This is a genomic window from Paenibacillus sp. MER 180, from assembly GCF_023713665.1.
GTDB classification, from domain to species: Bacteria; Bacillota; Bacilli; order Paenibacillales; family Paenibacillaceae; genus Paenibacillus_B; species Paenibacillus_B suaedae.
The window spans coordinates 20319-34408 of sequence record NZ_JAMAVT010000005.1 but is presented as its reverse complement, the minus strand read 5'-3'; the positions used below and the strand labels follow the sequence as shown (position 1 = coordinate 34408).

The following is a 14090-nucleotide window of genomic DNA, read 5'->3' as shown; positions in this document are numbered from 1 at the left end:
CGTAGAGTCTGATATCAACTTCCATAGTTTATATGAAGAATTTTCATTTGGGATAGGAATGATGGGGGATGTGAAATGACAAAATGGCTCCGCAAGGATACACCTGCAGCTTTTATGTTTCTTTTGCCTAGCGGAATAGGGTTTGCGATCTTTTATTTCATCCCTTTTGTACAAGGGATGATGTATTCATTTCAGAACAACGCTGTTCAAGGACAATTTGTCGGACTTGACAATTATCGCGAACTGCTCGATAGCGACTCTTTTCGCAAAGCTTTTTTACATACGACATATTTTACAGTTATAAGCGTTCCGATCCTCATCGTGCTGTCCCTATGCATCGCTATTATGTTGAACAAACACATCTATTGCCGCAACATTCTGCGCACAGCCTATGTATTGCCGCTCGTCGTTCCTACGGCGTCTATCGTGCTCATTTGGCAGATCCTCTTTGACTGGAATGGTTCCCTTAACGCTTGGTTAGGTACTTGGATGCTTGAACGTGTGGATTGGATGAAGACTGACGCCGCTCGCTATGTAATCATCGGTGTATACATATGGAAAAACATTGGCTATAACATGATTCTATTCTTGGCAGGCTTACAGCAGATTCCGAAGGACTATTATGAGACAGCCTATATAGAAGGGGCAGGCAGCTTCCGTCAATTCAGAAGCATCACGCTCGTGTATCTAACACCTACGATGTTCTTTGTAGTCCTCATGTCGATTATGAATTCGTTCAAGGTATTTCGGGAAACATACTTAGTTGCCGGCGACTATCCGCATGACAGCATTTATATGCTGCAGCATTTTATGAACAATATGTTTGTGTCCTTGGACATCCAGAAGCTTACGGCGGCGGCCTCATTAATGGCAGCTTGCATCTTAGTCATCGTATTCGGGATGTATTTCATAGAGCGTCGTGTTCGACATTCGTTGGACTAAGCAACAGATAGAGCAGCAGACATGAGAAAGGAGGTAACGAGATCAATCGTATGAGAAGAATACAAAAAATCGTAATGACGGCCATTATGGTAGTGTTTGCTGGATTGTTATTGTCACCAATTGTGATTACATTCACAAATTCAATAATGACAGAACAAGAAATTGAAATGAATTATGGATTGATTGGCCATGTAGGTTCAACTGTATCTGCTTTTGCCCAGCAGTTCGTGAATTTGAAGCTGCTTCCGGATCAAGTGTCCATAGAGCAGTATTCCATGCTATTGATACGGAACTCGAAATATATAGCTATGTTCTGGAATTCTGTATTTATGGTGGTGCCGATTATCGCTGGTCAAACCTTAGTTGCAGCTCTGGCCGCATATGCATTCTCCAAACTGCGTTTTCGTGGTCGCGAGCTCCTATTTCTTGTTTACCTGTTCACGATGCTAATGCCTTATCAAGTTACGCTTGTTCCCCATTATATGATGGCCGATCAACTTGGATTGCTGAATCATCCTAGCTCGGTTATTCTTCCTGGGATATTTGCCGCCTTCGGTGTATTTATGCTTCGCCAGTTCATGATGCACATTCCGTACGATTACATCGAGGCAGCTAAAATTGATGGGGCTGGTCACCTCCGAATTTTCTGGTCGATTATCGCACCCTTAATCAAACCAGGAATAGCGGGCCTTGTCATTTTGCTATTTGTGGATTATTGGAACATGGTGGAGCAGCCTCTTATTTTCCTGCACGATGCACTTAAGCAGCCACTCTCCGTATATTTATCGAACATCAATAAAGGGGCCAGGGGAGTCGCTTTCGCTGCTTCGATGCTGTATATGGCCCCCATGGTGCTCTTGTTCTTATATGTGGAACCTTACTTTATCGAAGGTGTCCAGTTGTCAGGCATCAAGGGATAGATTGGTTTGAAGGGAGTATTGGAAGTGGGGAGTGAAGGACAAGTCGCTGCTACAGAGAAAAAGCGTCAACGAACGATAGTCATTTTGTTCGGGTTATTTATCGGACTGTTAGTGTTCTGTACCTTATTCAGCAATACATTGGAATCGTTAACGCTCCCCAAGGTTGTTACTGAGAAAGCGGCACTAGGGAGCCTTGATTATAAGCTTGAAGCAAGTGGTATCCTGCGGCCTGTGTCCGAAGTGAAATTAGCGAATGCGGCACCGTGGCGGGTTAGCAAGATCTACGTGAAAGAAGGGAGCTACATCCAAAAAGGTCAGACGCTGCTGGCAGCAGCGGGCGGTTATCGGTCTAGTGATGACAAGCTGTCCGCGATCGTAACCGAAGAAGCGAAATCGTATATTGCTGGTCAGAAATCTGCCGAAGAGGTAGCAAAATTAATCCAAAATCGGGTGACAACGTATTTGAATGAGTAAGGAAACAGAGAGGACGTGCACATGCGCGAGCTCTCTGTTTATGTTGCACATGGTATTGAGGATAGACATCTCCATTGTAACAGGTACTAGCCTCCGAACAGGCCTCTTTCATCAATGGAAGCAATCTTCGGGTGGACGGGGGATCGGTTTCCAGCATCTAGTCAACTGCACAAGTGTTGTCGGTTTTGACCATTTGATACTAACCTTTATGTAAGTACCTGAACTAAAAGTGCGTACTTACAAATAGATAGTTTACAGCATATACTCAAGAGGCAAACCAATCTATGGAGGTCAAATCGATGAAAACACTTGTTGTCTTAACTCATCCTAACTTAGATACGTCCGTTGTCAATAAACGCTTGGCCGAAGAACTCAAGAAGTACCCGGACAAATATACAGTTCACGAATTGTATAAGGTATACCCTGATGGCAACATTGATGTTCAGCAAGAACAACAGTTGATTGAATCTCATGGCAATCTTGTCTTGCAGTTCCCAATCTATTGGTTTAATTGCCCGCCTCTTCTTAAAAAATGGCTTGATGAAGTATTTACTTATGGTTGGGCCTATGGTTCAAGTGGCGATAAACTGAAAGATCGCAAAGCTGCATTGGCTGTATCTGCCGGAATTAAAAAAGAGGATTTCGAGGAGGGGAAATATCGTTATACATTCGAGCAAGTATTATCCCCATTCGAATTAAGCTTTCAGTATTGTAAAGCAGATTATCGCTCGTTCTATGCGTTTTACGGGGCGGAGCATGAGCCGTCAGCAAGCAAGCTGGATCAGGGAGCAATTGAATACGTGAAATTCATTGACAATCTGTAAGTTATTCTTTTTATCCCGTCTAATAGCAAAAGAAGTATTTCCTCATGCAGGAGATACTTCTTTTGCATTATGAATGTTCCACAGTTTCTAAGGGTGATAGTCTGTTCTTCTCTCCCCAATCACACATCATATCTACTATAGGGATGAGCGATAGACCACGTTCCGTTAAGGAATATTCGACTTTTGGCGGCACTTGTGGATATTCCTTGCGTTGGATAAGGCCATCTGCCTCCATCTCTTTTAACATAACGCTCAATGATTTGAATGAAATGGTACCGATGCTTCGCTTCAGCTCATTATGCCGCATGACCTTATGCTCGGACAGCCAATACATAATGATCATTTTATATTTGCCGCCTATTAAAGACAGTGTGTAGCCAAACGGGGTGTCTTTGACATCCACACCAGTAGGAAGACATGGTTCTTGCACAAACAACACACTCCTTCGTGAATGATAGTAGCATAAACATGATGTACCGTAAATTAATCATCAAACCGCAAAGTGAAGAGGATCGCCTGCTCGACTTTGCTTAGTGATTCCTGTGAGAAATCTGCAGTAATCATGTGATTTGCACTCGTCATTTGCATGCCCCATACCCGAATCGTACCCTGTGCAATAAAGGATTGAGGCTCATGATATGAAATGATCCCCCGTCCCATCACCTTATGATCTGTTGGGGGCGAAAGGCCGTACAGGGTTGTACTAGATTCATGGACGATGCCAATCTTGATATGATTCATATTGTCCTGTCCTATGACAGCAACGGTATCAATGGATATGATAAGCTCAATCTCTTTCCGTTCCTCCTTATTAGGTGTGAAGAATATATCGCCAAGGCCGCCAACGGATTTTACTTTTTTGCCATAGTTCCAGATCTCAATATCCAAGTTCGCTTTTGGTTTTGTGCCTTCATATCTCAAGGTAAACGCCCCCGTCATATTTCCGAGGAAAGGATTTAACTTCGCTGCTTCACCTTGAAATGGATCAATGGGAGTTAACGTTATCGTTGGGGGAGTATTGATCCGCTCAGGAACCGATGAACCCGATATACAACCAGTTACCAAAGACAATAGGATGAAAACAAATGCCGATACTCGATGGAGCTTCACTTTGATCCCTCCTTCAGTTTACTATACCATAATGCGAGAAGATAAATAACAATAAATACCATTTAAAACAAGGTGCTTGTATATACCTCAGATAAGGGATCACTCGTTGTTGTTGAAAGATATCCATTTTCCTAGTCCTGAATTGCATCCGAACGCGGATATTACAGCATAATCGAAGCATCATGTTCATAAGGATCAATGGAATCGTTGCCAGTTCCTTGAGTTGTTATTCAGGCAACATTATATGTACGCAACATCTCATTAGCGTTGTTCGATAAGTTTCAGAGAAGGGAGAGGTGGGATCGTGGATATACATGATTCGAAGCAGATGCATATTCCGCAGCCCATTCGCGAAAGTGACGGTGCAGGGGCAACTGATCTCGGTCCACGCGATGTTATGCGGGATATGGAAAATCCAGATATGCTCGTTCCTCCGCCAACGGATGCAGGACTTGTTCCGAATTTGAAGTTTTCCTTTTCCGATGCACACATGCAGCTGAATAAGGGGGGGTGGTCACGCGAAGTCACGGTAAGAGAACTGCCGGTAGCGAAGACGCTGGCAGGTGTCAATATGAGGCTTACTCCAGGTGGGGTAAGGGAGCTTCATTGGCATCAACAGGCAGAATGGGCGTTCATGATCCTGGGGAGCGCCCGGGTGACCGCGGTCGATCAGAACGGTCGTAATTTTATCGCAGATGTTAGACCGGGAGATCTGTGGTACTTCCCTCCCGGCATTCCACATTCCATTCAGGGGCTAGAGGAGGGCTGCGAGTTCCTGCTCGTGTTCGATGACGGGAGTTTTTCGGATCTAAATACCCTTTCGATATCGGATTGGTTTGCGCATACACCGAAGGAGGTTTTATCAGCTAATTTTGGTGTACCGATAAGTGCATTTGAGCACATTCCTTCTGAGCAGGTGTACATTTATCAATCTCAAGTACCAGGATCGATTGAGAGTCAGCAGGTGCCTGATCCTTACGGGACGATTGAGCCGGGTTTCGTACATCGCTTGATGGCTCAGCCGCCAATCACAACTCCCGGTGGGACAGTTCGCATCGTGGATGCAACCAATTTTCCAGCTTCACGAACGATAGCTGCAGCACTTGTTGAGATTAAGCCTGGCGCCATGAGAGAGATGCATTGGCATCCTAACAATGATGAATGGCAATATTATCTTACCGGACAGGGCAGAATGACTGTTTTCTCGGGGAATGGTGTAGCACGGACTTTTAACTATCGGGCAGGGGATGTCGGATACGTTCCTTTTGCGTTTGGACATTATATTCAGAATACAGGGACAGACAGCTTATGGTTCCTCGAAATGTTCAAGAGTGATCGGTTTGCAGACGTGTCCCTCAATCAATGGATGGCGCTTACGCCGAAGCAGCTCGTCCAATCGAATGTGAATGCTTCGCCTGAATTAATGAATGCCCTGCGAACTGCGAAGTGGCCAGTCGTGAAATATCCTGGAATACCGCCAGTTGTCGAGCAACAACATCATTAATATCGGATAACTGAACGTCATTCGTCACTGAGACTACATTGAGAAGTAAGCGGAGATAATGGTGTACATCCTCACAATCTGCAGGCAGCAGCTTGTTTTTGTGAGGAAGTGCACCGTTTTTTTGTAACACGCTGTAATGGCTATGAATGTCTAGTTCAACCATTGAACTCTACGATGAACAGCGTGCAGCAATGAACCAACCTGCATACTATTTATCAAAATTCAATCTGTAGGTGGACTTCAATATGCAGCATTCTGTTTATACTGCTAATTAGAAAATCAAATATAAGGTAAAGAGGAGATATCATGACATCTGCTTCAACTTTTATGATTGTGCTGGCCATTGTACTTCTACGCATGGGAAAGGAAAAGGAATTGCGCCCATCACGCATGTGGATCACTCCAGTATTGTTCATTTGGGTAACCTTTACGACAATCTCACAGACTGCGAACTTGACTTGGATGAGCTTCCTGCTATATGCGATCTGTCTTGTTCTTGGCATAGGGCTGGGCATGTGGAGGGCTTCCCTGGAAAAACTCCGTGTTCATCCGGTTACTGGGAGAATAACTTCACAGAGTTCAATTGCAGGCGTCATTATTTTTATGGCTGCAATGCTTCTACGCTTGGCAATTGGCTATTGGGGGAGAGAGCATGCTCTGGTATCATTAAGTAATGCACTCGTTATGATTCCGCTTGGCAGTGTATGTGCGAGACGCTTTTTTCTATTTTTGCGCTATCGGCAGCTGCAAGGCCACGGGAGAATATGAGGCATGAATCCCTCTCTCAGAAGGTGTGATCTGCAATCTATGCGAGTCAATCGACCCATAATTTCATATGAGAAGCCTATGCATAGCCGATTGAGGGTGATTATATTAAGTCTAATCATCCTCATCATCTTTATTCCGTATGAGAATTCTTCTTCAGTTTGGAGTATCGGGACAGGACTGGCGATGTTCGTCTCGTACGTCTTCCTTCTGATATGGACCCCAGGCGGAAGAGTTCGGAATACACGGAACTATTACATAATCATCCTATTACTATGGTTACTTACCATGTCTTCATGGTTGTTCTTTGATACAGTACGAACGTCAGCATCATTAGTAATTTACCTCATCGCATACATCGCATTGAGGCTAAAAGGGATGCTTGCAGCTGTGCTTGCAGCTGTAATCACGGCTGTTAGCGCAGTTATGTTGTTTTATACCAGCCATTCACCTGAATATGGAGTAGGAGTCTACATGCTTCTGCTCGTCGGCATCTATGTCATCTTCTGGGGAGCGCGTACGAGACGTGAGGCGCACCAACAATTGAGCGACATGCATATCGATATGGAGCAGGCGCATCTTGAATTGAAGCGTGCTCATTACGAACTGGAAGAGGCTACAAGCCGCCTGCTTCAATATGCTGTATTAGAAGAACGAACCCGTATTGCAAGAGACATTCATGATAGTATCGGACATGGATTAACCTCGGTTATCGTCCAGCTTCAGGCATTGCCGTATATGATGCAAGCGAATAAGGAAGAAGCCGAGCAGGCTATGGCCACTGTGCTCGAGGTAGCTCGAAATTGCCTGACCGAAGTCCGTGCGGTCGTGCATCAAATGACAGATCATAACCAGATTTATGGCGGAATGAATGCGCTGGAGAAACTTATCCAGCAAGTTAGAGAACAGAGTCAGTTATTGATTACATTTGAAGCTGTAGACTGTGGCAGTGCTTGGACACCATACATCACTGAACTACTATACCGGGTTCTTCAGGAAGCATTGACAAATGTCATCCGTCATGCTGCTGCGACGGAGGTCAAGATAACAATCGTGGAGCGTGACGAGGAGATTAGAATGACTGTACAGGACAATGGAAAGAACGATAGCCAGACGCCTATAATTCCAGGGTTTGGCTTATCTCATATGGAGATGAGATGTAAGGCGGCAGGAGGAACCTTGCGATTAGTACACATACATCCTCATGGGCTTGCGCTATCCGTAGCGATACCGACTCACGATTACGTAGATCACGATCCTTTTGTAGAGGAGGGAAGCAGGGATGAGGGATGAGTTGATTCGAGTCGCGATTGCAGATGATCAAGAGCTTGTTCGCAGTGGTTGGAGCCATATTATTAATGCTCAGTCAGATATGGAGATGGTCGGTTATGCAGCCAATGGCCGCGAAGCAATTGCCGTAGCAGAACAAGTACAGCCGCATGTATTTTTAATGGATGTTCAAATGCCGAAATACAGCGGGATTGCAGCAACACGCGACATTGTTGCATCATTTCCCGAACTGAAGGTAATCATTCTCACAACATTTGAACTTGAACAATATGTATACGATGGCATTCGTGCTGGCGCTGTAGGATATATGCTCAAAGATGCTACCCCCAATGAACTGATTGAGGCGATTCGTGCAGCACATCGTGGAGAAGCGATCTATCGTACAGCAGTTGCATCCAAAGTAATGAGTCAAGTCATACGAATGGGTGAGAAGCCTGCGCTTCAACGATTTGAACTATTATGCCAGGATGAGCGTGCGGAGGCCTTTACCGGAAGAGAAATTGAAGTGCTTCAACAAATGGCATATGGATGGCGCAACGAAGACATTGCTTCAATACTCCACATCAGTGAAAGCACAGTGAAAACACATGTTCACCGTATCTTGCAGAAGCTAGCAGTCGATGACCGTACACAAGCAGTCGTATACGCACTTCGGAATGGGATTGTCCAGTAAAATGGTAGTAACCAGTAATAGCACCAGCAATAGCAGTAGGAATGTGGTCTCGATATATGGCTAGTACAACATGAGACATGAAAGGACATCATGAAATCAATCAACGTCTATTTATGCTGATACCCTGTGAACAGCCAAGCCTATTGACTCTCTAACCAACAGGCTTGGCTGTATTCATTTCGTTCATTATTCAGGTTTATTGTCGACATTCGAATCTGGTACATACGTACTCTTATAGTCTTTGTATTTAACATCTGTCACCATGCCTGCCGAAGCATGATGCAGGTCATGGCAATGGAACATCCAATCTCCGGGATTATCTGCTTCAAAAGCGATAACATACTGCTCACCGGGTTTAACGTTCAATGTATCCTTGACGACAGGAGAGCCTTGTAAAGGCTGCCCGTTTCTGCTCAATACCTGAAAGAAATGTCCATGCAAATGCATGGGATGATCATCGGTTGGTGATTGATTGACGAAGGTAACCATGACTTTGTCACCCTTGGCAACTTTGATTTTGTCTGTGTCCGGAAATACCTTGCCGTTAATGGTATAAACCATCTCGCCATTTCGTTTTTCTGTGTTTAGATTCATCAGAACCTGTTGATCATACTTCTGGTCGAGTGTGAATGCCGTTTCCGCCATCTTGCCATACGCAGCGAGATTGAAGTGAGGCAGGGTTTCCAATGCATCGGATTTGGCAGCCTGCTTCGTGAAGTCCTCATATTGAATGACAGCTCTCATATTGCGAGCTCGATCCTCTTTGCTGTGTTCATCCAACAGCCACGTACCGGGGTTGTCAGCAACGAACTCAAGGTCGTATCGTTCGCCAGGCGCAATTGATATCACTTGATCTTGAATGACAGCAGGACTGTTGACGTATTGACCATCCATAGCGATGACCTTGAATTCATGCCCTTGCAGGTGCATCTGATGTGAGAGATATCCGGCATTGATTAAGCGAATCCGGACCTTTTCTCCTTGCTTGACCATGAGCGGTTCTATTGCATCACCCGATTTTCCATTCATAGTGAACAGGTCGTACATGCTCATATCATGACCGCCCATTGACATCGTTCCATGATCCATGCCACTCATGCCGGATTTCGACATATTCATCTTGGAGTGATCCATGCCTGACATATCTGATTGAATATTCGATTGATTTTCATCTGCTCGCTCCGTATTCATCTTTCCCATGCTTATCCATTCATCCAGCACAAGCGTAAAATCTCGATCAACTTGCTCCTTCGGATCTTCGACGATGAGCGAGCCATACAGTCCTTTGTCTACTTGATTTACACTGTCTTGATGCGAATGGTACCAATACGTTCCCGGTACCGTTGCTTTGAACTCATAGATGAAGGACTTCCCAGGCACAACAGCATCTTGGGTGACGCCAGGAATACCATCCATACCATTGGGAACGGGATATCCATGCCAATGGATTGATACAGGCTCCGGCAATTCATTTTCCAGCTTAATCTTGACAATATCGCCAACCGTTACTCGAATCTGCGGCCCAGGAACTGAGTTGTTAAATGTCCATACGGGCAGCACCACCCCATTGGATACTTCCAAGTTACTTGGTTGAGCAGTAATGGTTAGGGATGTGCCATCAACAGTGGGTGTAGTTACAGTACGCTTCACTATTTCTTTTACTATATCTGTGTCGGTATTCGATGTAAGCTTCGACTCTTGTTTGTTCGACATAGAAGCATGATCCATGTTGGTATGATCCTTGGCAGTTCCTCCGTTCCAGCATCCACTTGCTAGTAATGCAATTATCCCGGTGACGACCATGGTTTGGAGCATCCGATTGCGAGTTGAGAATAAGCTTTTCAATTCCATGCCTCCTGAATTATCATTCTTGTAGAATACAGTCTCAGTATAGACAGCAAATATGGAGAAATGATGGAGATTCATAAAAAACACAAATTTATGCAGTATTGTGAATATACAAAGCTTGAACATCGAGGAGGAGATGCACAGCGGCAAAATTTTGGTCGTGGACGACGATTGGAAAATGAGAAATTTAGTCCGCATCTATTTGAAAAAAGACGGATATGAACTGAATTAGTAGTGACAATTGTACAAAAAATCAATTCATTTTCTCCATTGCCACAAGAGGAAAAATGTCCTAAAATATATCTTAATGCAAATGATAATCAATATCATTTTAATTTAGAATCAGCAAGGGTGGCATGTATGGGTCAAGTGGCTAAGTCTTTACCTAAGGAAGCTGCATCGCAAGCATTTGAATTTCGCTCACGTCCAATGGCAGCAACACTTATTCTTATTGGCGGTTCCTTCGCATTGCTGTTCGGGATCGCTATATCTGTATCGTTCGGTGCGGCAGATATTCAGATGTCTACCGTATGGGAGGCAATTTTTCGCTTCAATCCTGAAGTAACACAGCATCAAATTATTCAAGAAATTAGACTGCCGCGTGTATTGGGTGGGGCAATGGTAGGAGCCTGCTTCGCGGTTGCCGGAGCTATTATGCAAGGCATGACTCGCAATCCGCTGGCGGATTCAGGCTTGCTTGGCCTGAATGCGGGTTCAGGGTTCATGCTGGCCATATGCTTTGCATTTTTTCCAGGCCTGCCTTACATGTATTTAATTTTGTATTCTTTTCTTGGCGCAGGCTTGGGCGCAGGGCTCGTGTATGGAATTGGTTCATTAGCTAGGGGAGGACTAACCCCTGTTCGAATGGTATTGGCTGGGGCAGCGCTCAGTGCTCTCTTATCCGCACTGAGCGAAGGCATCGCATTATATTATCGAATTGGACAGGATTTGGCTTTTTGGTACGCCGGTGGAGTAGCGGGCACGAAATGGCCGCAGCTAGAAGTGATGTTTCCGTGGATTGCAGCTGCTCTTGTAGGGGCGATTGTATTATCACGTTCGATTACAATGCTCAGTCTTGGAGAGGAGATCGCCAAGGGACTGGGGCAGCGAACACGCCTCGTAAGATTGGCAGGCACGGTCATTGTGCTTATTTTGGCTGGTGCAGCCGTATCTGTTGTTGGAGCTGTTGGCTTTGTAGGCTTGATTATTCCACATGTTACCCGTTATTTAGTTGGCGTGGATTATCGCTGGATTATCCCATGCTCAGCCTTGCTTGGCAGCTTGCTGGTTATAATCGCTGATCTTGCCGCTCGCATGGTGAATCCGCCATACGAAACACCTGTCGGGGCATTAATCGCTTTAATCGGTGTACCCTTCTTCCTCTTTTTGGCACGCAAGGAAAGGAGGGGGCTGTAAACGATGACAAGTCTATCTTTACCGATGATTCAAAAACGAAAGAAGCAGCGGAGCATCGCGATTATGATTACGATAGCCGTGCTGATTGTCATTATGGTTATCATTAGCATGAATACAGGATTTATTCGCTTATCCCCCATGGATTTGCTGCGTACATTGTTCGGTTCAGGAACAAAAAAAGAAGAGCTAATCTTATTCGACTTCCGATTACCGCGCATTGTAATTTCATTGCTTATCGGTGCAGGTCTGGCGGTATCCGGCTGTGTCATGCAGGCCATATCGCGCAACGCATTGGCTGATCCAGGCATTTTAGGCATTAATGCGGGCGCTGGTCTTGCCGTAATGTTGTTCATCTCGTTTTACCCGTCAACTGCACAGGCTCCAATCTATTTATTGCCTGTGTTCGCGTGGCTTGGGGCTGGACTTACAGCAGCTCTCATCTGCTTGCTATCCTTCAAACGGCATGAGAATATATCGCCTACACGATTACTGTTAACTGGTATAGCGGTAGCTGCCGGCATCAGTGCAGCTATGATCGTTCTGACATTAAAGCTTAGTCCCGAAAAATATCAAACGATGGCGACATGGCTTGCCGGAAGCATCTGGGGAACGAATTGGAAGTATGTACTTGCACTTCTTCCGTTCATCGCCGTGCTATTACCCTACATTTTCTACAAAGCTCGAATCATGAATGTTCTAAACTTGGGTGAACAGACGGCAACTGGGCTGGGGGCATTTGTATCGAGAGAACAAATTTTGCTGTTGGCAGCAGCAGTAGGATTGGCAGGCTCATGTGTGGCGGTCAGCGGTGGCATCGGCTTTGTGGGGCTTATTGGACCGCATTTAGCTAGACGACTTGTGGGCTCCAAACACCAACTCCTTCTGCCGACTTCGGCTTTAGCCGGTTCCTTGCTTGTGATTACGGCAGATACAATTGGGCGATGGATATTACAGCCATCAGAGGTGCCCACGGGAATTGTCGTCGCTGTAATTGGCGCCCCTTACTTTCTGTATTTATTAACTCGCTCGAAAGCATAAGGTTCACCGGCCGAGATCATGACGAATTAGGTGTTGCGAGGTTAATGCATGAACGGCACATTCGATTAAATGTGCCGTTTTCTGTGATATCTTCCTTCAGCCTTGTTCCACGCAGAACCATGCAAGTACTCATTGCATGAGCAATAAGACTATTATTATCGTCAGCCGGTTCAGGCACTACTTCTATCCCTCTCATCCGTTAACATGGCAATCTGGCATTCCGATTTCAATCATGCGATAATGAACATACTTCTGGAGTTATTTTAGCTCTATGAATTGGATTAGTGCATAAGTAAGCTTAGCATCAGGAGGAGTGCAGAAAGTATGAAGAGCAATGTTGGAGAGCAGCATATCAGATTCATGACTTTTAACGTCAAGTATGACGACGCTTACAAACAAGATTGCGAGAATAGCTGGAGCCGCAGGTCAGGTATGGTGGCTAGCATGATTCGTTACCATCAGATAGATGTGGTTGGCACACAAGAGGCATTGAGGCATCAGGTTGCTGATTTGGAACGAATGCTTCCTGAGTTCGGCTGGATTGGGGCAGGCAGGGACGATGGTGCAGACACAGGAGAATTCGTTGCTATATTCTATCGCAAGGATCGCCTTGAGCCGCTAGAGTTCGGAACGTTTTGGCTATCCGAGACACCCGAAATCCCAGGAAAACGAGGATGGGATGCCGCTTGTCCACGCATTCTGACGTGGGTTCAGTTTTTGGACAAGCTGACAGGAACCAAGTTCATACATTTCAATACGCATCTTGATCATATTGGAACCGTTGCGATGAAGCAGAGTGCCTATATGATCTTGAACCGGATTCCCGAATTGGCTGGTAATGAACCAGTAGTAGTAACAGGAGACTTCAACTGCACGGAATCGTCCGAACCTTATCAGATTCTCACGACGGGCAAGGCTAACGGCAAAGCGGTGCTGAGGGATTCGCGATACGCCGCTAAGAACTCCCACATTGGGCCTTCGTTCACGTTCCACGGTTATCAGTTGACACAATTAATCAACTGTCTATACTACAATGGACCAGTATTCAAAGGGGATAACGGGGAGGAGCTAGATTCGCCTATCGACTATGTATTTGTGAACGAGCATGCCGATGTTCTTCAATATGCAATTCTTTCGGATCAGGATAATGGTCAGTTTCCATCCGACCATTTGCCTGTAGTTGTAGACCTAACATGGTGCTAATTTTTCATATTCATACGATAGAATACAGGCCGCCTCAGCGCGGCTTTTTTCATGCCAATATAGAAGTCCGTGTTATTTTGAAT

At 45.2% G+C, this 14090-nt stretch carries 14 protein-coding genes; 11 read left to right on the top strand and 3 right to left on the bottom strand.

What is annotated here, in order from left to right:
* Window positions 1-75: 75 nt before the first annotated feature.
* The 4 genes from M3661_RS09485 (at window position 76) to M3661_RS09470 (ending at window position 3160) form a co-directional block, all read left to right on the top strand.
* Window positions 76-942 (top strand): carbohydrate ABC transporter permease, encoded by an 867-nt coding sequence (locus tag M3661_RS09485; RefSeq protein ID WP_251484064.1) that lies wholly within the window; start codon window positions 76-78, stop codon window positions 940-942.
* A 50-nt stretch (window positions 943-992) separates the two neighbouring features.
* A complete protein-coding gene (locus tag M3661_RS09480; RefSeq protein WP_065292772.1) occupies window positions 993-1862 on the top strand; it encodes a carbohydrate ABC transporter permease in 870 nt (289 codons plus the stop codon).
* Window positions 1863-1868: 6 nt separating this feature from the next.
* Window positions 1869-2336, top strand: coding sequence for an RND family efflux transporter (locus M3661_RS09475; protein ID WP_251484063.1), 468 nt, complete (start codon window positions 1869-1871; stop codon window positions 2334-2336).
* A gap of 299 nt (window positions 2337-2635) precedes the next feature.
* The gene (locus tag M3661_RS09470) at window positions 2636-3160 is read left to right on the top strand and encodes an NAD(P)H-dependent oxidoreductase (protein ID WP_251484061.1); all 525 of its coding nucleotides are present in this window, start codon (window positions 2636-2638) and stop codon (window positions 3158-3160) included.
* 67 nt (window positions 3161-3227) lie between these two features.
* On the opposite strand, the gene M3661_RS09465 is transcribed toward M3661_RS09470, so the two are convergent.
* On the bottom strand, window positions 3228-3590 hold the full coding sequence (locus M3661_RS09465) for a winged helix-turn-helix transcriptional regulator (protein WP_065292769.1): 363 nt from the start codon (window positions 3588-3590) through the stop codon (window positions 3228-3230).
* Window positions 3591-3643: 53 nt separating this feature from the next.
* A complete protein-coding gene (locus M3661_RS09460) occupies window positions 3644-4270 on the bottom strand; it encodes a hypothetical protein (protein WP_251484059.1) in 627 nt (208 codons plus the stop codon).
* A 328-nt stretch (window positions 4271-4598) separates the two neighbouring features.
* Between M3661_RS09460 and M3661_RS09455 the strand changes: the two genes are divergently transcribed.
* From M3661_RS09455 to M3661_RS09440, 4 genes are all read left to right on the top strand, one after another.
* Window positions 4599-5774 (top strand): oxalate decarboxylase family bicupin, encoded by a 1176-nt coding sequence (locus M3661_RS09455; RefSeq protein WP_251484892.1) that lies wholly within the window; start codon window positions 4599-4601, stop codon window positions 5772-5774.
* Window positions 5775-6080: 306 nt separating this feature from the next.
* Window positions 6081-6542 (top strand): CcdC protein domain-containing protein, encoded by a 462-nt coding sequence (locus tag M3661_RS09450; protein ID WP_251484057.1) that lies wholly within the window; start codon window positions 6081-6083, stop codon window positions 6540-6542.
* Window positions 6543-6917: 375 nt separating this feature from the next.
* Window positions 6918-7832, top strand: a complete 915-nt coding sequence (locus tag M3661_RS09445) for a sensor histidine kinase (protein WP_251484054.1) — start codon at window positions 6918-6920, stop codon at window positions 7830-7832.
* Complete coding sequence (locus tag M3661_RS09440; protein ID WP_251484052.1) at window positions 7822-8502, top strand: response regulator transcription factor; 681 nt, start codon at window positions 7822-7824, stop codon at window positions 8500-8502. The genes M3661_RS09445 and M3661_RS09440 overlap by 11 nt, the downstream gene beginning before the upstream one ends.
* 186 nt (window positions 8503-8688) lie before the next feature.
* On the opposite strand, the gene M3661_RS09435 is transcribed toward M3661_RS09440, so the two are convergent.
* Window positions 8689-10353: a multicopper oxidase family protein gene (locus M3661_RS09435; RefSeq protein WP_251484049.1), complete on the bottom strand. Its 1665-nt coding sequence runs from the start codon at window positions 10351-10353 to the stop codon at window positions 8689-8691.
* Between the two features lie 357 nt (window positions 10354-10710).
* Here M3661_RS09435 and M3661_RS09430 point away from each other — a divergent pair, with 357 nt between their 5' ends.
* From M3661_RS09430 to M3661_RS09420, 3 genes are all read left to right on the top strand, one after another.
* The gene (locus M3661_RS09430; protein WP_251484046.1) at window positions 10711-11766 is read left to right on the top strand and encodes a FecCD family ABC transporter permease; all 1056 of its coding nucleotides are present in this window, start codon (window positions 10711-10713) and stop codon (window positions 11764-11766) included.
* Between the two features lie 3 nt (window positions 11767-11769).
* A complete protein-coding gene (locus M3661_RS09425) occupies window positions 11770-12804 on the top strand; it encodes a FecCD family ABC transporter permease (protein ID WP_065292761.1) in 1035 nt (344 codons plus the stop codon).
* A 324-nt stretch (window positions 12805-13128) separates the two neighbouring features.
* A complete protein-coding gene (locus M3661_RS09420) occupies window positions 13129-14007 on the top strand; it encodes an endonuclease/exonuclease/phosphatase family protein (protein ID WP_251484043.1) in 879 nt (292 codons plus the stop codon).
* Window positions 14008-14090: the final 83 nt, after the last annotated feature.